Consider the following 17,277-nt stretch of genomic DNA (forward strand, 5'->3'; position numbering starts at 1 on the left):
TCATTTGCGGCTCATTTTCTACTCAGGCGCGCCAACGCGATCTCCTCGGTCTCCTCATCCTGCGCATCCGCGTCGAGCGCGTTGAGCCTGGTTTCGATTTGCCGGATGCGCTCGTTGCAGATATCGATGCGCCCGCGGTTCTGCGCAATGCCACGGCGCGTCTGCCGGATCTGCTCGTCATTGCGCGCGAGTGCGTCGCGTTGCGTCTGCAGTTCGGCGCACGCATTCTGTTTCAGCAGTTCGGTCGCATCGATGTAGTGGCGGCAGGCTTCGAACGTATCGATAGAAAACGCTTCGCCACCGCTCATCATCGAACCGATGCGCTGCCGGTAAGCGTCGATGGTCGCTTCCAGCTCCGCGACGCGCGCCATCCATGCCTTCTCCTGCGCAACGATGCCGGCACGTTCGCTCTGCCATTGCCGCAGCTCGGCGCGCAGCGTTTCCTCGATCTTTTCGCGGCGTGCGCCGGAACGCTTCAGCGCGATGACCTGCCGGTTCCCGGCAGCCATCACGAACCGTTGCGCGCGAGCTGTATCATCGCCGCGGCGGTTTCCTCGGGGTCCGCGTACGCGTCGGTCGCCTGCGAAAGAAAAGCCTTCAACGCATCGATCTTGTCGATGGCCTCGTCGGCGAGCGCGTTGGTGCCTGCCTGGTATTCGCCGATCTGCAGCAGCATTTCCACTTCGCGGTGCTTGGCCAGCAACTGCCTGAGACGCGTCGAAGCTGCCAGATAATCGCGCGACACCACCTGTGGCATCACCCGCGACAAGCTTGCCAGCACATCGATCGCCGGATAGCGGTTCTGCGCCGCGATGTCGCGCGACAGAATCAGATGGCCGTCGAGAATGCCGCGCACTTCTTCGGCGATCGGGTCGCTGCCCGAATCGTCTTCGGCGAGCACCGTATACAGCGCGGTGATCGAGCCTTTCTCGCCCATGCCGACGCGTTCGAGCAGGCGCGGCAATTCGGCAAAGATCGACGGCGGAAAGCCACGGCGCGCCGGCGGCTCGCCGGCTGCCAGACCGATCTCACGGCCGGCGCGCGCAAAACGTGTCAGCGAATCCATCATCAACAGCACGCGCTTGCCCTGGTCGCGGAAATGCTCGGCCACGGTCGTCGCGACATAGGCCGCTTTCGAGCGCTCGCTCGACGAGCGATCCGACGTCGCGCAGATCACCGCGGTACGCGCCATGCCGCTCGGTCCGAGAATCAGCTCGACGAATTCGCGCACCTCGCGGCCGCGCTCGCCGATCAGCGCGATTACGTTGACGTCGCATTGCGCGCCTCTCGCCAGCATGCCGAGCAACGTGCTCTTGCCGACACCCGCCGGCGCGAAGATACCCATGCGCTGACCTTCGGCGAGCGTCGTCATCGAATCGATCACGCGCACGCCGGTCGCCATCGGCTTCTCGATCATCTTGCGCGTCATCGGACTCGGCGGATCGGCGAAAATCGGCCGCATCTCGTCGATGTCGATCGGCCCGAGCCCATCGATCGGTTCACCCAGGCTGTCGATCACGCGGCCAAGCAGCTTGTCGCCAACCTTGATCGACAACGGCCGGCCGAGGCCGATCACCTGGGTCGATCGCGAGATGCCCGACAATGCCGAAAACGGCGACAGCAACGCATAGTCGCGCGTAAAACCGACCACTTCGCCCTGCTGCAGCAGACGCCCGGCCGGCGTACGCAGCTCGCACAGTTCACCGAGCTTCAGATCGATGCCGCCGACCTTGATCAGCGTGCCGATCACCTCGATGACCTTACCGGTCTGCCGAACGTGCAGGTTCGACAGGATTTCGCGTTCGATCGCATCGGTCAGTCGCCGCAAGCCACTGCCGCTCGCCGACGGCACGCCTTCGACAAGCTCGCTCATCGCTGCTCCTCCTCGATTGAATCGCGCAATGCGCGCGAGACCGCGCTTTGCATCGTGCGCAATTGCGTCGAAATGCTCGCATCGACAATGCCGAGATCCGATTCGCACACACAGCTGCCGGGTTCGAGCCGCTTGTCCGGCACGACCGACAGCGGTATCGGCCGGCCCAGCTCGCGCCAGCGCGCGGCCAACAGGTCGAAGGCACGCTGCGCGGCGGCATGCTCGTCGGGATGCGTGGAGACCCGCAAATAGGTCGCGCCTTCGATGATCCGGTCGACCACGCTGAGCGCACGCTCGAACAGCCCGTCGACGTTTTCGCTGCGCACGATCTGCCCGACCGCGGCCATCACGATCTCCGCCATGCGCTCCCGCATTCGCAGCTGGACCCGATGCGCGTCGTTTCCCGACATCGCAAGCCGGTCGAGCCATTGCGCCAAGCCGCGCGCCATGCCTTCCTGAAAGCCCTGTTCGGCCGCGGCTTCGTGTTCTTGAGCAGCCGCTTCACGTAGACGCGCGGCATCGGACTGCGCGTCCGCGACGATGCGCGCGGCCTGTTGACGCGCCGCTTCGAGCAACGCATCGCGATCGGAGCGCGCGCGGGCATGGGCTTCGGCAAGTTCGACCAGCGTGCCGAAAGTCTCTCGCGGCACGATGTCGCGATGCACGCCGAAACGGCTGGACGTGCCGGCGCCATCGCTGTCGTTGCTGCGGTCGCTGCCGTCGTATCCCGCCTCGCGCGAATGGCTCAACCAGATAACCATGGCCACTCCGGCAGTAGTTCAGCGAGATGTGTGATCAGCCATGCGGTACCGTCGGCATCGATACCCGGCGCCACCCGGTCGAGCCAATGCCCGCGCGAGGCCAGAGATTCACGTGGCAAAGCGATACGCAGCAGCGGGCACGGCGAATGAGCGACACCCAGGTCGCGTTGCAACAGCGCGTGTCCTTCCAGTGCTAGCACCTCGGCATCGACCATCGCGAGCGGTGGGATCGCGGTCTTCGCGGCAAGCCTCGCGATGTCGGGCGCGCTCGACGCTTCCTGCGTCGCGTGGCTGACTCGGGTCAGTCTGTCGAGCGGCATGCCGAGCCATTCGGACAAACGCACGCGGCTGTCCTTATCGATCAGGCGACGCACTTCCGCACGCCGGAATTGCAGCGCGCGCATGCGCAGCACGCCGAGACCGGCTTCAGGCGGCAGCGCATCGAGTTGCGCGACACCCGTCTTGCCGAGTGCGTCCAGCGTGGGCATCCGCAGTTTGAGCAGGCGCAACAGCGCCGACGAGCAGGCTTCGAGCGCGTCGGTCTGGCTACTCTCCGCCGGCAAGCTGCAGATGCGCGCGACGATGGTTGCAGCCGCATCGTCCCGAATCGCGAACATCGACGCGAGCCATGACGGGTGAGCCCAACGTATCGCCGTGCGCGCATTGTGCTGATAGCCACCCAGCACCGCCGACCAGCGCGACGCCACATCGTCACCCGCGCGAGAAACAGCCGCACCGTATTCGATCAGCGCGCTCATGTGGTCTGTTCGCTCTTACGAGCACGCGCGTTGAGCTTTGCCAACCACGGCGCCAGCAACGGCTTGATGCGGTTCCTCAACACAAACAACGCGCCGCCCAGCAGCAGCACGACGCCACCAAGCACCCATGGCAGCAATGACGGCCGACGCGCGAGCGCGGTGACTTCCACCTGGTCGGCCGGCACAGCAGTCACGCTGACCTGCTCATACGACAGGCCTTCAACGCTGTGCACCACGAGGTTCTTGATCTCCGGCACCAGCGTGCTGACATCGGAATCCGGCCGGTATTTGATGAACACCGACGCCGACGACGGTTTGACCATCTGCGCCAGCGGATCATTGTTCGGCAGCACGATCTGCACGCGCGCGACCAGCACGCCGTCGATGCGCGACAGCGTCGCCGACAACTCCTGCGACAAGCCGTAGATAAAGCGCACCCGCTCCTCGGTCGGCGTCGACACCAGGCCATCCTTCTTGAACAGCGTACCGAGATCGTCGAAGGTTTTATGCGGCAAGCCGTTCGCGCGCAGCACTTCCATTGCGCGGACCATGTCGTCGCTGTCGACTTCGAGTGAGAACGTCTTGCCGCCATCGGCGGTCGTCTTGTCGGCGCTCACATTCTTTTCGAGCAGCGCGACCGCCATCTCGTTGACGTCCTGCTCGTTCAGGCCGCTATACAGCTCCTTCTTGCAACCGGCGAGCAGCGCGCTTGTCATCAGCACCACGATCATCGCTGTGCGGCGAACCGCAACGGAGCGGTGTGGCATGCCGCCGGATCGGACAGGCAGCGGCTTCATCACTGATTCTTCATCAAGGTTTCGGCGGCCGACTTCGACGCATCGACGATACCCATCTTGGCCTGAAAGTCGAAGTTGACGCTCGCAAGCTCCAGCGAGATTCGCGACGACTCGCCGATCGCGTCGAGCGGATTCATCGAGCCGATGTTCTCGCTGAACGTCTTCATGTCGGTCATTGCCTTGTCGGCCGCGGCATCATGTTTCGCGACGATTTCCTGCACCTGGTTCAGACCGGTGTCCTGCGCCGATACCGGCGGGCTCGGCTGCGCGTTGTTCATCAGCGCCTGAAACCTGTCCGCGGCGCCCGGTTGCACGCTCGCACCACCGCCACCGCCGGCTTCGAGCGCTTCGGGCATCACGCTGTTGATCGCTTGAGTACTCACTGGAATGGTCATCGCAATCCCTCAACTTGAACTATGGACTTTCACGCACGCAGGTAGCCCAACTGCGGCTCGGGTACTTCGGCCGCGCGCTGCGTCGGCGAAGCAACCGCCGAAGCGGTTGCCTTTTCTTCGGCCGCGGCGGTTTCCTCCGCAAGCGCACGGCACGACTCAGGGACCACGAACTCGCCACCGCGATAGTCCATCTTCGCGAACAGCAAGTCCTCGCGCGCCTCCAGTGCACGGATCAGCGAGCGGGTCTCGCGGCTCGCGCCATTTGCCACCGACTCCGCGGCCCATTGACGCCAGTCCTCGGTGCCCTTGGACGCAAGGCAGTAGGCCAGCATCGCCTTCGCGTAATCGAATTCGGGTGCAAGCGCAATCACTTCGCGCAGCTTGTGCATCGCTTCGTCCCAGCGGCCATGCACGATGTGCAATACGCCATCCAGCATGCCGATTTCAGGTACCTTCGGACGGAACACGTGCAGCGCATCCATCACGACTTCGACATCGAAGGTGTCGCCCGCGGCCTTCGGGAAATGACTGAAAAGCGCGGTGGAGACGGTCTCGATCAGCCCGCCGACCACTTCGTCACTGCATTGCATATGGGCTGGCACAGCCGGGGGTTGCGACGATTGCGATTGATTCGCGAGCATGACGTGTACTCTCTCCGTGGATATCAAAGCCGGCCAATCGAGCGTTGTCCGCACGGCCGCTCGACGCGACTCACTGTCCGGCAACGCCGCCGTCCTCGCTGACACCGCGCATCGGCGGCACAGCACGGAAGTGACGATACCAGGCAGCCCATCTACCGCCCCCTGCCCTTACGAAGCTTTTGGCGAATAAACGAAGCCACCGTATCCCTTCGGTTCAACACCCACCGCTTCGGATCGAACGGATTTCGCGCGCGTGAGTACGGCTATCGTTGGCGACACGAACCAGCTGATCGCCGAGCCTCCGATGAGTGACGATAAAACCGAAGAACCCAGTGACAAGAAGCTGAAAAAGGCCCGCGAAGAAGGACAGGTATCGAAGAGCACCGACATCGTCGACGGCGTGGTGCTGCTGTCGGGCGTCGTTGTGATGATTGCCTTCGGCAACACGATGGTGGACACGATGCGCTCCGCGCTGAACATCACGTTGCGCTTCGTCGCCGGCCAGCACGATATGCGCTCGTTGCAGGTCGCATTCGATCAGATCGCCGTGCAGTGCGTGAGCGCGATCGCGCCGGCGCTCGCCGCGGGCGTGCTCGCGGTCGTGATCTCGCTGATGCCGCAAGTGGGCTTCGTGTTTTCGACCAAGGCCGTGTCGTTCAACTTCGGCGCGGTCAGCCCGGTCAGCGGCATCAAGAAACTGTTCTCGCTGAAGACGATCGTCGATCTGTTGAAGACCGTGCTGAAGGGCGTGCTCGTATCGCTGGTGATGTGGCAAACCATCGAAGGATTGCTGCCGCTGATCATTGGTTCGCTCAGTCAGCCGGTACCTCAGTTGTCGAGGCTCTTCAGCCAGTTGCTGATCAAGCTGCTGGAAATCGCGGCGGGGCTCTTTATCGTGCTCGGCGCGGCCGACTTCAAGCTGCAGAAATTCCTCTTTCTGCGTGGCCAGAAGATGAGCAAGGAAGAGGTCAAGCGCGAATACAAGGAGTCCGAGGGCGACCCGATGTTGAAAGGCCAGCGCAAACAACTGGCCCGCGAGATCGCCAACAGTCCGCCTCGCCAGAAGGTTGCGGGCGCCAACATGCTGGTGGTGAACCCGGTCCACTACGCGGTCGCGGTGCGTTATGCGCCGGAAGAAAACCCGTTGCCGTTCGTGATCGCCAAAGGCAGCGACAAGCTGGCCGCCACGTTGAGACGCGAGGCCGAACTCGAAAACGTGCCGATCATCGGCAACCCGCCGATGGCGCGCGCGCTCTACAAGGTGAACCTCAACGAAGAGATTCCGGAGGAACTGTTCGAAGCGGTCGCCGCGATTTTGCGCTGGGTCGACTCGATCGGCCTGTCGCCATCGGAGCGTGCCGCGCGGCCGCCCGCCTGACGTTCTGACTTCCATTCATTGACCAGCACTACGTCGCTGCCTTTCGGGCCGCGACGGCCGAGCCGAGACACGCCCATGTTCAAAAGCCTGAAGATACCCGCCGGCGGGGAGATCGGGATTCTCTTCGTGATCATCGCGATCCTGTCGCTAATGATCCTGCCGCTACCCACCTTCCTGATCGATATCCTGCTCAGCTTCAATATCGCAATGAGCGTCACGCTGCTGATGATCACGCTGTACGTGCCGAGCATCGTGTCGCTGTCTTCGTTCCCATCGCTGCTGCTGTTCACGACGCTCTACCGGCTGTCGCTGAACATTGCGTCGACCAAATCGATCCTGCTGCATGCGGATGCCGGCGAGATCATCGAGAGCTTCGGCAAGCTGGTGGTGGGCGGCAATCTCGTCGTCGGGCTCGTCGTGTTCATGACGATCTCGCTGGTGCAGTTCATCGTGATCGCGAAAGGCTCGGAGCGCGTTGCCGAAGTCGGCGCGCGCTTCACGCTCGACGCGATGCCCGGCAAGCAGATGAGTATCGACGCCGACCTGCGCGCCAATATCCTGACCGGCGACCAGGCACGCCTGAAACGCGCGACGCTCGCGCTCGAAAGCGCGCTGCACGGCGGCATGGACGGCGCGATGAAGTTCGTCAAAGGCGACGCGATCGCCGGTCTGATCATCACGATGATCAACATCGTCGCGGGGATCGCGGTGGGCGTCACGTACCATGGCATGACGGCGGCCGAAGCGATGAACCGCTTCTCGATTCTGTCGATCGGTGACGCGATGGTGTCGCAGGTGCCGTCGCTGCTGCTGTCGGTCGCGGCCGGCGTGATGATCACGCGCGTGGCCGACGAACGCGATGAGAAAGCGTTGTCGCTCGGCGCCGAAATGGCCCGCCAGTTGATGACCAATCCGCGCGCGCTCGCTTTCGCCGCGATTCTGCTGCTCGCATTCGCCGCCGTGCCGGGCTTTCCGTGGTTCCTGTTCCTCGCGCTGTCCGGCGTGCTCGGCTTCGCGTCCTATACGCTCGGCAAGCGCAAAAAGCCGCTCGATGACGTGCACGACGGCGAATCGGTGAAGTCGATGCAACGTGCCGGTTCGAAAGTCGGCACGCCCGCGATCTCGAACCAGGCGCCGAACTTCACCTGTCCGCTCGGCGTGCGGATTTCGCCGGACCTGGTCGACGTGTTCGGGCTCGATGCGTTGAATACATCGTTTGCCGGCGAGCGGGCGCATCTTCAGGAAGAACTCGGCTTGCCGTTTCCGGGTATCGCGATCTGGACTTCAGATCGACTACCACCCAGGACCTGCGAGATTCTGATGCACGATGTGCCGTACAGGAAAATCGAACTGCCGGCGGACAAAGTGATGCTGCCGGCCTTCGGCGACTATGTACCGCACGTTGCGTCTGCCGACGACGCGGCCGCGATGACGGCGTTGAAGGAGCGCTGCGAGCAGCGCGAGCCACTCGATAACGCGAGCGGCCCCACCTATTGGCTCGAAGAAAAGGGCTTGCCCGCCAAAACGCCAGTATGGCGCGCGGAACAGGTCATCGCGCACGCGTCGGTGTGTCTGCTGCGCCGGCATGCGGCGCTATTCCTCGGCGTACAGGAAGTGCAGTGGATACTCGAACAGATGAGCGCGGAATATCCGGGCCTCGTCGCGGAAGTGCAAAAAGTACTGCCGCCGCAGCGAATCGCCGACGTGCTGCGGCGCCTGCTCGAAGAAAACATCTCGATTCGCAATACCCGCAACATTCTCGAAAGCCTGATTGCGTGGGGTCCGAAAGAGAAAGACATGCTGATGCTCACGGAGTACGTGCGCGGCGATCTCGCGCGCTTCCTCGCGTACCGCGCCGCCAAGGGCGAAAAGCAGTTGTCCGCGGTACTGTTCGACATGCCGGTCGAGCAGCACGTGAGGCAGGCGATCAAGCAGACACCGACCGGCAATTTCCTCGCGCTGCCGCCCGACGAAGCGAGGTTTCTGGTCGACAGTATCGAAGCGTTCGTGGGTACGACGCCGCGCGACGACGTGGCACTCGTTACGTCGATGGACATTCGCCGCTACGTGCGGCGGATGATCGAATCGCGGATGGAATGGCTCGCGGTTTACTCGTACCAGGAGCTGAGCGGCCACGTCGACCTGCAGCCGCTCGGCCGCGTGACGATCTGACGGGCCGCGCGTGTCGAGGGTGAACCATCAGGTGGTGCGGGTGATCGCTGCTGCAGACGGCACGGATGGCGTGGGCCCACAGTCGGCGAGCGGCGGACGGCGCGGTCGGCGTATCGATTACGCCGCGCTGCTGCGCCGTGGTCGCACGCCACAGCCTCAACCGCGCGAGGACGCCGGCGGTGAAGCGAACGGCGAGACCTCTCAACAATGCGACGTGGCACCTGAGTCCGCGCAATCGACACCCAACGAAGGCTGGCATCGCCAACACGCGCCTGGCGATACGCTCGCTGACCGGATCGGCACCGTCAGCTCGCCGATCATCGAAGCGGTCTATCTGCAGCAGCAGCATTTTCTCGATTTGAGCCGACGCATCGCCGGCGAGATCGCTGCCTTCTGCGGCAACCGCTCGATCTCGCAGGCGGGCACATGGGACGTACGTATGCCGCTCGATCCCAACGTATTGCCTCGCACGCTGCTTCTGCTGTCGCTTTCGCCGGTATGTCTGTCGCTTCGCTTCGACGTCAATGACGTGCATACCCAGCAGCTACTCTTGCATCACTGCGGTCTGCTCGAACGCGAGTTGATCTCGCTGCTCGACGCATGGGGCGCGCCACGTCAGGTGGACATCACCATCTGGTGAGCCGCACTACTGTTTCCAACCCACTAGCAGGCTTTCGATGCACGAAGCGCTGGACAACCGTCCTTCAACCAACGAGCCCATCGACGCGAGCGCCGCCGCGCAACCGCGTTCGCTAACGGATGCGCTGACGTTTGTTGCGCCGAATCGAGCGCTCGCGTCGCGCGTGCTGTTCAACGCTCACGCGGACGCATTCCTGCGCGGCCTCGCCGACATGCAAGCATGGGATGGTCTCGCCTCTCCATCCGAGGCCGAGGATCCGGGGCTGATCACGCTCGACAGCATTGCCGGATCGTTGCATGTCGCGATCGATCTGGCCGCCTATCCGGCGTTGCAGATCGTCGCGCACGCAAGCGCCTCGGCAACCGCAAACAAGCTGCGCAACGCGATCGCCAGCGCGCTGCTCGCGCCGCTGCTGGACCAGATAGCGCTGGCCCGTATCGGTGCGTGGCGTGTCACCGCGATCGAACGCGGTGCCGGTAGCGAGCGGATCGCCAATGTCGCGTTGACCTGGCACGGGCGCCGGCATCAGGTCGGCATCAGTGCGCCGGAAAGCACGCTCGCGATGTTCGCGCAGCGCGTCGATGCGCTGACGCGTGAGGCGGGCGACCACGGCCATGAAGCCTGCACCCGCTTCGGCTCGTTGCCGCTCCCTGGGCGCGTAACCATCGGCAAACGCAGTGTGCCGATTGCCGCGCTGCAAAGACTCGAACCGGGCGATGTGCTGTTGCGGGTGCTGACACCCGCCACGGCCGCGGCGCTGCAGTCCGGCGACGACATCGGTTTTCGCGCCCACGCGCGCTGGGGCACGCCGGGCATGACCCGGCTGGCGGCCGCGGTGTGCATCGAAGGTCTCACACTTACCATCACCGAGGAACCGTTCATGACGGATCAGCTTGAACAGGCCGACGACGATCAGACGCCGTTGGACCATGACTTTCCCGATCAGCACGACGAAGACGCCGCGGCGGATCAAAGCGGCGCGACCGATGACCGTGACGACACGTTGAGCGACGACATGCGCACGTTACCCATCGGCGAACTGGAGTTGCCGCTGCAATTCGAAATCGACACCGTAGCGATGCCGCTCGCGCAATTGGCCGCGCTGCGGCCCGGCTACGTGATCGAGCTTCGAACCCCGGTCAAGGACGCGCGCATCCGCCTCGTCGCGCACGGCCAGACGATCGGACATGGCGAGTTGGTGTCGCTCGGCGAACACCTCGGTATCCGTATTCTGCAAATGGCGCATGGCGATGGCTCAATTCAGTGATATCACCGGCCTGCTGCTGGTCGTTCTCGCGATCAGCGTGATCCCGTTCGTCGCGATGGTCGTGACGTCCTACATGAAGATCGTGGTGGTGCTCGGATTGCTGCGCAATGCGCTCGGCGTGCAGCAGGTGCCGCCGAACATGGTGTTGAACGGCATCGCGATCCTCGTTTCGACCTACATCATGGCGCCGGTCGCGATCTCGGCGATGAACAACATGCAGCCGGGCGCGGGCGCCAACGGCACGTCGCAGACAGTGATCGAGAGCTTTGCCGCCGCGCGGGAACCGTTCCGACAGTTTCTGGAAAAACATGCGCAGGAACGCGAAAAGCGCTTCTTTCTGCGCTCGGCCACGGCGATCTGGCCGAAGCAGCAGGCAAGCCAGTTGAAGGAGACCGACCTGATGGTGCTCGCGCCGGCGTTCACGCTGACCGAGCTGACCGACGCGTTCAAGATCGGCTTTCTTCTTTACATCGCGTTCATCGTCGTGGACCTGATCATCGCCAACGTTCTGCTGGCGATGGGCTTAAGCCAGGTGCAATCGAGCAGCATCGCGATTCCGTTCAAGCTGCTGTTGTTCGTCGCGATGGACGGCTGGTCGACGCTGATCCACGGCCTCGTAATGACCTACCGATAACGACAGATACGTAATAGCGCGGGAGAACCTTGAAATGGACTTAACGACTCTGACCGGATTCGCCACGCAAGGCATGATCCTGTGTCTCGATGTAGCCATGCCGATCGTGATCGTCGCGGCGGTAGTCGGGCTATTGGTGTCGTTCCTGCAAGCGGTTACGTCGATGCAGGACCAAACGGTGTCTCAAGGCGTGAAGCTGGTGGCGGTGGTCATCGCCATTGCAATCGCCGCGCCGATCTCGGGGGCCGCCGTGCTGCGCTTCGCCAATCAGGTGCTCGCGGCGGCGGCGCCACAATGAGCCCGGTTGGCGTACACACCCCCGCTTCGGCGCAACAGACCGCGGCGACAACGCATGTCGAGCGCGCTCGCGCGGAAAATGCGCAGCCGCAAAAACGCGCGCATTTTGCCGCGCTCTATAAAGGCAAGACCACCTTCGCTCATTCGCGCGCGCAGCGTCTCGCGACGCGCAAAGCGCAAGCCCACCGGCTCGCGCAGAAGCTCGGCGCGCGCAAGCCGGGGATCGCGAAAACGGCCCGCTTCACGCACACCGCGAAAACCGTTTCGCGCGCGGGCAGAGAGGCAGGCAAGGCCAGCACGTCCGGCAAGGGCGAACATCGCAAGGTCAGCCGCGAGCAGGAACGTCGTGGTCGAAATCAGCAGAAGGAACAGCAGGACCGTCAGCAGGGACAGCAAGGGCAGCAAAAAAAGCAGCAGCGGGAAGAACAGTCACGCGAGAGTCGGAAACGGCACGATGGCGCGATGATCGGCGTGCAGGCATCGAATGAACGGAAGCTGCCGCCGTGGCTCGCCGACGCGGCTGCTCTGCCCGCTGGGCCGGAGCGCGATAGTGCCATCGCTGACGCGTGTTGCGAGGCGTTGCTGTCGTTGTGTCGGCAACTCGGTGCGCCATCATCTCCGGCCAACAGTGCCGGCCTCTACCAGCATCTTCGGCAGATGCACGATGTGCGCTCGGTATTCGGCGCGTTGCCGGCCAGTGGCTTCGGTGCGGTGCGTCAGCGTCTGATAGACAGCGCCGCGCGTCGTGCCGGCGCTGCAACATCGGCGCTTGCAGCAGGCACGCAAGCATCGCCGGCAGAGGCCGCCGACGTCGCGTCGCGCGAACGGCTGCGCAGTTTCAATCTGCTCGCGCCGCTAATGATGCTATCGAGCGAACGGCCAGTGACGGCGCTCGCCGACACGCGCGCGGCGGCCATCATCGGTTCGCTCGAAGCGCGGCAAGACACACCGACGGAAACCGGCGCGGCGTCGTAAAGCCTCGATTCGATGCTTCGCCGCGATGTCCGCCGCTTCGCCTCGCACGCGGTGCGCGTGAGGCCGGCCGCTACATTAGCCCTAACGGGGCGATCCGCGATTGCCGATATCCTGGCCCCGACGGTGATTCGATATGAAACAGCTACGCATACTAACGGGTAATCATGCCGGCGCTCAGGTTCGCCTTGCGCCGGGTACACACCGCGTCAGCGCGGATGAGGATGCGGATATCCGCATCCTCGACTGGACCGGCAACGACGTACTGCTGGCGGTTGACGCGGCCGGCATCACCAGTGCGCGACGCGTCGCGAACGATGCGCGCGAGCCGGGTGATGCGGCATCTAATGTGGCATCTGATGTCGCATCTGAACAGGCCGCCGCTGAAGACAGCACGCCAGCGACCGAACCAGGCGTCGTGCTGATGATCGACTACGTGCCGATGCCCTTCGACGACACCGTGCTTTGCGTGGGCATCGAAGGCGCCGCATGGCCGAGCGACCTCGCACTGCTGTCGACTCTGCTGACCCGTACCGGCGACGACACCACCGATGCCGGAAGCCGTACTCGCGAGGGACTCTTGAAGCGCATGGGCACACGGCGCCTGCTAACGCTCGGCGCATGCGTGCTGGTCGGCGCCGTCGCGCTGGGCGGCATGCTGCGCTTCTCCCTTGAAAAGGCCCGCGCGAACGAGCCTCCGCCCAGCGTCGTCATCACCCAACACGCGAACCGCGCGTTCGCCGAAGCGGGCCTGACCGAATTGCACGCCGCGACCGACGGCCGTGGGGGTGAGATCGTCACAGGCATGGTGCGTTCGCAGAGCGAGGACTACGCGGTGCGGCAAATGCTCGGCAAGATCGCGCCGAATGGTGTCACGCGCCAATACGGCATTGCCGACGATACGGCTCGCAGCATCAACGAAGCGCTCGGCATCGAAGGCACGCAGGTCGCCTATCAGGGCCACGGCGTGTTCGCGGTTACCGGCACGGTAGCCAGTACATCGGCGGTAAAGGATGCGCTCGCGCGCGTGCGCGGCGATCTCGACAGGAACGTGAAGAACGTCGAAGTCAACGTGGTGGGCCGCGACGACGGCAAGGACGCCGTGCCCGCTATGCCGCAAGGCTCCTACTCGGTGCTGGTTTCATCGGGCCGCGTCCAGTACACGGAAACACCGGACGGTGTGAAGCATATCTACTCGTCCGGCGCACCCAGTTCGTCCAGCGATACAGCCGCGAGCGATGAAGACAGCGCACCACTTACGCCGCAAAACGCATTGAATACCGACACCAACAACGATGTCGCCAACGCGACGATCCGTCAATTCAAGGAGCAGCCCCATGTACGAGTCAATTGAACGACATGCCGCCGATTTCAACAACTTGCAGCAGTTGCTGGCCGACCGCGGCGCCGAAGCACGTATCGCCACCTTGTGCCGTGCGCTGGAAGACAGCGCGCAGCAGGTCGGCAATGCGCAAGGCGGCACCGATATCGATCGCAGCAATCGCGCGAAGATCTACCGCGGCCTGCTCGCCGCGCGCCGTATCGTCGCGCAATTGCGCGAGCGCGAAATGATGAAATGACGCGTTGCCATTTCGCGTTTTACGCGCGTCAACCCGACGCACGGCGGCACCCTATTCCCATTATTCCCATGCTCGTCATGGGATCACGCAAACGTGCCGCATCCGTGTGAGCACAGCGTTTTAACCACCCCGCTCGACGACGGGAGCAACCTTCATGCTCTTCAGACTCGGGCACCTCTTCAAAGGAGTCATTCCATGTCCAGCATACTTGGCGCGATTGGTAGCCAGGGCGCGAGCGATGCGTCCAGCACGAGCGCAATCACCGACCAGATCAACCAGAATGCGCAGCAAAGTCTCGCTATTTCGGAAGCGCAATCGCAGGCAGCCGTGACACAGGCGGCAGGTCAGGCATTGGCGAGCGGTGCGGCCGGCATCAAGGATGCGGCTAAGACCGCGTCGTAATATCGAACCCGGCCGCGATCGTTGCGGGCAGCTTGCCGCTCGCAACGATCGCGGCCTTGCCTTGCGTCCCTCTTCAACTTTTACGGCCTTCCAGTGAGCGCGGATCAATACGTCTATCTTGTCGAGTCCCTGTGCCAGAGCGTCGGTCTGCCCGATGTCGATCACGTGTTGGAGATGCGTTCAATCGAGGTGGAAGGCTTCGATGTTCGGCTCGATCATTTCGACACCGACGAAGGCGCGATTTACCTCAATTTCGACTATGGCGCGGTGGCGGCCGGCCGAACGCTGACCGTGTTTCGCCTGATGCTCGAGGCAAACCTGCTGATCTATGCGCAAGACCAGGCGCAGCTCGGACTCGACGTCGAGACCGGCGGCATTGTGCTGGTGGTACGCGTGGAAATGACCGACGATCTCGACGGAGAAATGCTGGCCGATCTGCTGTCGCACTATGCGGAGCATGGTCGCTACTGGCAGAAGAATATCGTCGAATCGAGCGATCAGATGCTTGATGGTATCGCTGCTGGGGAGTTTGTTTGGTTGCGGGCTTGATGCGAGGGTTAGGTGGATTTGGGACTTGTGCCGTTGAGTGCTTCTGGATGCTGCTGATCGTCTGTGGGCACGCATGTTCTGTGTGGAAAGCCGAGCGGCGTTGACGCGCACCAAATCGAACAGCTGATAGATCGTCGGGCTCGTGACTGAGCGAATATACGAATGAGAGGGTCGCGGCTGATCGCCGGCTGCTGAGACTGCTGGTGTGTGTTCATATGGCGCGACGACGGCCACCTTCGCGCACACGACACGCTCAAGCGACACCTCGTTGAAGCGAGCAGGCTACTCTGCCGAAAGATGCGCGCGCAAATAAGCCCGTAACAGATGCGATGTTCCGCCTGGCTCTTTCGCACTCGCGGGACAGCATCCGTACGGCTTTAACTGCCGCGCAGATGCCATCCCCGTAGTTCAACTCGTAGGAGTCGATAGCCGACGTGCCCGCCGGCTATCGAACCTCGTCACTCCTTGTCCGCCGCCGGCGGCGGCTGCAGCGCGGCGGCGACCTCCGGATATGACTTGCCGCTCGCCAGTTCCGCCATCGCTTTCTGAGGCTCGCGATAGACACCATCCATGATCTGGCCGGCCGTGGTGGGCGATGGCGGTGGCGAATCCGATTTATTCGGCGCGGGCTGCGGATTGGTGACGATTTTGCCCTTGCCTTTCAGCGGCTGATGATCGAACGTCTTCCTGCTGTCGAACGGACCGTTTCGGCCATAGCGCTGCTCACTTCCCTTCGGCACCTCCTGCCTCGTGCGCAAATACGAGCCGCCCTGGCTGTGATCCACCTCGCCCGGGTAGTTGGAATGGATGCCGCCCGCCGGGTGATATTCGATTTGCCCCTTGAAGAAAGTCTTTTCCTTGTCGGGATCGAGCGGCTGCGGCTCCTTGCGCTTGCTATTCGGATTCGCCGCCATCGCGCTGTCGTAGCCGGCCTTCTTCTTCTGGTAGTCGGTATCGATTTCCGCAGGCGTGAGGCGGCGCCTTTCTTCTGTCGTCACGTTGAAACCACCGCCCTGGTCGAGCGGCAAATTCGGGTGACTACTGCTCTTCGGGCCGAGCCCGTCCGTCACGTGGCTCCTCGGGTCGGCCTGCGCCGTCTTGAACAGCCGGTGCGCGGTCGTGCTCGGGCTCTGCGGTTCGCCGTCGAGCGGCTTGCGCGGTGCCCGCTCCGCCTGCATCCTCGCCGGCGCTTCCTGAGCATGATCGGCGGAACTGGTGGAACCGGCACCGCCGATTGAGCCGCCGTGCTTGCCAGCGGCTGGCAATGTCGTCGAACGGCGTGGTGCGCGCGGCGACCTCGCGATGTCGCTCAAGCCACCCAGCTTGCCGCCAGGCGCCGCGAGCGCCGATTTCGGTGTGCCGCCCGGGCTTTTCGACGGCGAGTTGGTGGCGTTTTCCGTGACATGAGTGGGCCTCGATGTCGATATGCGCAGTCCTCCTGGCATGACTTATTCCTCTCGATGGTGATGGCGGCAAAGCCTGGTTGAAGCTGGCGTGCGATGAAGAAGAACGTTCAAACGTAGGCGCCCGACCTCATCGATTCGGTAATGCGGGTCGCGACGTCGTTCAGATGAGCACTTTCGTCCGCCTCGTGAAGGTTCAGGAAACGCGCGACGATCGCCATGCTGGTGGCGTCATCGCTTTCGATTACCGCGTCGACGCAGCGGCGCCATTCATCGTCGCCGAGCATCTTCAGACACAACGCACGTAGTGCCCATACGATCGGCGATCCATCGCCCTGTTCGTCCAGTTGCAACAGAATCCGGGCGCCCTCGGACCAGTCGCCGTCGCGAATCTTCATCCGCGCATCGCATAGCTCGATGAACGCGCCGGGTGCCGTCAGAGTGCGCAACGCAAGCAACAGCTCCTCCGAATCGGCACGTGCATTGATCTGGATGCCGCTGTAGAAAATCGACAGAAGGACTTTCATTACGGCAGGACTGCATCCGCTATTTGACATGACAGTTCTCGCAAACGCTGTGGGTTCGTTTCGGATAACGCGCTGTTTCATCTGGAACGCTCGCGCCGGATCGCATCGCCCGATGCGTGCGATGCAGTGACGCAAATCACGTTGATCTCCAGACCGGATTGTCGTGCTTCGACAGCGTGGATGCGGTGCGGGAGCGAAGCGCCCATTAATCGGGCGAAGCAGTGTTCGTGT

At 63.1% G+C, this 17,277-nt stretch carries 20 protein-coding genes; 11 read left to right on the forward strand and 9 right to left on the reverse strand.

Translation table 11 applies throughout. The features are described from left to right. Positions 1-11: 11 nt before the first annotated feature. From L0U82_RS29030 to L0U82_RS29060, 7 genes are read right to left on the reverse strand one after another with little or no spacing between them, the layout of a single operon-like run. Positions 12-509, reverse strand: a complete 498-nt coding sequence (locus L0U82_RS29030; RefSeq protein WP_233836486.1) for a type III secretion protein — start codon at positions 507-509, stop codon at positions 12-14. Continuing rightward, the gene (gene sctN / locus L0U82_RS29035) at positions 509-1,873 is read right to left on the reverse strand and encodes a type III secretion system ATPase SctN (protein ID WP_233836487.1); all 1,365 of its coding nucleotides are present in this window, start codon (positions 1,871-1,873) and stop codon (positions 509-511) included. The genes L0U82_RS29030 and sctN overlap by 1 nt, the downstream gene beginning before the upstream one ends. Beyond that, positions 1,870-2,634, reverse strand: a complete 765-nt coding sequence (sctL, locus tag L0U82_RS29040; RefSeq protein WP_233836488.1) for a type III secretion system stator protein SctL — start codon at positions 2,632-2,634, stop codon at positions 1,870-1,872. The genes sctN and sctL overlap by 4 nt, the downstream gene beginning before the upstream one ends. Continuing rightward, positions 2,619-3,392, reverse strand: coding sequence for a type III secretion protein HrpB4 (locus L0U82_RS29045; protein WP_233836489.1), 774 nt, complete (start codon positions 3,390-3,392; stop codon positions 2,619-2,621). The genes sctL and L0U82_RS29045 overlap by 16 nt, the downstream gene beginning before the upstream one ends. After that, on the reverse strand, positions 3,389-4,159 hold the full coding sequence (sctJ, locus tag L0U82_RS29050; RefSeq protein ID WP_233836490.1) for a type III secretion system inner membrane ring lipoprotein SctJ: 771 nt from the start codon (positions 4,157-4,159) through the stop codon (positions 3,389-3,391). The genes L0U82_RS29045 and sctJ overlap by 4 nt, the downstream gene beginning before the upstream one ends. 29 nt (positions 4,160-4,188) lie before the next feature. Then, positions 4,189-4,584 carry a type III secretion protein HrpB2 gene (locus L0U82_RS29055; RefSeq protein ID WP_233836492.1) on the reverse strand — a complete coding sequence of 132 codons (396 nt, stop codon included), beginning with the start codon at positions 4,582-4,584 and terminating at the stop codon, positions 4,189-4,191. A 29-nt stretch (positions 4,585-4,613) separates the two neighbouring features. Further along, a complete protein-coding gene (locus L0U82_RS29060) occupies positions 4,614-5,225 on the reverse strand; it encodes an HrpB1 family type III secretion system apparatus protein (RefSeq protein ID WP_233836494.1) in 612 nt (203 codons plus the stop codon). Between the two features lie 304 nt (positions 5,226-5,529). Between L0U82_RS29060 and sctU the strand changes: the two genes are divergently transcribed. The 11 genes from sctU to L0U82_RS29115 all read left to right on the forward strand — a co-directional run bounded on the left by sctU (position 5,530) and on the right by L0U82_RS29115 (position 15,116). Further along, positions 5,530-6,603: a type III secretion system export apparatus subunit SctU gene (gene sctU / locus L0U82_RS29065; protein ID WP_233837547.1), complete on the forward strand. Its 1,074-nt coding sequence runs from the start codon at positions 5,530-5,532 to the stop codon at positions 6,601-6,603. Between the two features lie 75 nt (positions 6,604-6,678). Continuing rightward, positions 6,679-8,775, forward strand: a complete 2,097-nt coding sequence (sctV, locus tag L0U82_RS29070; protein ID WP_233836496.1) for a type III secretion system export apparatus subunit SctV — start codon at positions 6,679-6,681, stop codon at positions 8,773-8,775. 10 nt (positions 8,776-8,785) lie between these two features. Then, positions 8,786-9,415: a type III secretion system protein SctP gene (gene sctP, locus L0U82_RS29075; RefSeq protein ID WP_233836498.1), complete on the forward strand. Its 630-nt coding sequence runs from the start codon at positions 8,786-8,788 to the stop codon at positions 9,413-9,415. 37 nt (positions 9,416-9,452) lie between these two features. After that, entirely contained in the window at positions 9,453-10,682 is a 1,230-nt protein-coding gene (sctQ, locus tag L0U82_RS29080) for a type III secretion system cytoplasmic ring protein SctQ (protein ID WP_233836500.1), read from the forward strand. Beyond that, complete coding sequence (sctR, locus tag L0U82_RS29085) at positions 10,666-11,316, forward strand: type III secretion system export apparatus subunit SctR (protein ID WP_233836502.1); 651 nt, start codon at positions 10,666-10,668, stop codon at positions 11,314-11,316. The genes sctQ and sctR overlap by 17 nt, the downstream gene beginning before the upstream one ends. 34 nt (positions 11,317-11,350) lie before the next feature. Beyond that, positions 11,351-11,614, forward strand: coding sequence for a type III secretion system export apparatus subunit SctS (sctS, locus tag L0U82_RS29090; RefSeq protein WP_233836504.1), 264 nt, complete (start codon positions 11,351-11,353; stop codon positions 11,612-11,614). Continuing rightward, the gene (locus L0U82_RS29095; RefSeq protein WP_233836505.1) at positions 11,611-12,588 is read left to right on the forward strand and encodes a hypothetical protein; all 978 of its coding nucleotides are present in this window, start codon (positions 11,611-11,613) and stop codon (positions 12,586-12,588) included. The genes sctS and L0U82_RS29095 overlap by 4 nt, the downstream gene beginning before the upstream one ends. Positions 12,589-12,721: 133 nt before the next feature. Further along, the gene (locus tag L0U82_RS29100; protein ID WP_233836506.1) at positions 12,722-13,939 is read left to right on the forward strand and encodes a secretion protein; all 1,218 of its coding nucleotides are present in this window, start codon (positions 12,722-12,724) and stop codon (positions 13,937-13,939) included. Next, entirely contained in the window at positions 13,923-14,165 is a 243-nt protein-coding gene (locus tag L0U82_RS29105) for a type III secretion protein (RefSeq protein ID WP_233836507.1), read from the forward strand. The genes L0U82_RS29100 and L0U82_RS29105 overlap by 17 nt, the downstream gene beginning before the upstream one ends. Before the next feature lie 195 nt (positions 14,166-14,360). Further along, complete coding sequence (locus L0U82_RS29110) at positions 14,361-14,567, forward strand: hypothetical protein (RefSeq protein ID WP_233836508.1); 207 nt, start codon at positions 14,361-14,363, stop codon at positions 14,565-14,567. A 93-nt stretch (positions 14,568-14,660) separates the two neighbouring features. Next, positions 14,661-15,116, forward strand: a complete 456-nt coding sequence (locus L0U82_RS29115) for a CesT family type III secretion system chaperone (protein ID WP_233836509.1) — start codon at positions 14,661-14,663, stop codon at positions 15,114-15,116. Between the two features lie 458 nt (positions 15,117-15,574). Here the strand turns inward: L0U82_RS29115 and L0U82_RS29120 are convergent, their stop codons facing one another. Beyond that, positions 15,575-16,561 (reverse strand): hypothetical protein, encoded by a 987-nt coding sequence (locus L0U82_RS29120; RefSeq protein ID WP_233836510.1) that lies wholly within the window; start codon positions 16,559-16,561, stop codon positions 15,575-15,577. A gap of 68 nt (positions 16,562-16,629) precedes the next feature. Further along, positions 16,630-17,127 carry an HrpB1 family type III secretion system apparatus protein gene (locus tag L0U82_RS29125; RefSeq protein WP_326489765.1) on the reverse strand — a complete coding sequence of 166 codons (498 nt, stop codon included), beginning with the start codon at positions 17,125-17,127 and terminating at the stop codon, positions 16,630-16,632. Positions 17,128-17,277: the final 150 nt, after the last annotated feature.

It is taken from the genome of Paraburkholderia sp. ZP32-5 (assembly GCF_021390495.1).
Lineage (GTDB): Bacteria > Pseudomonadota > Gammaproteobacteria > Burkholderiales > Burkholderiaceae > Paraburkholderia.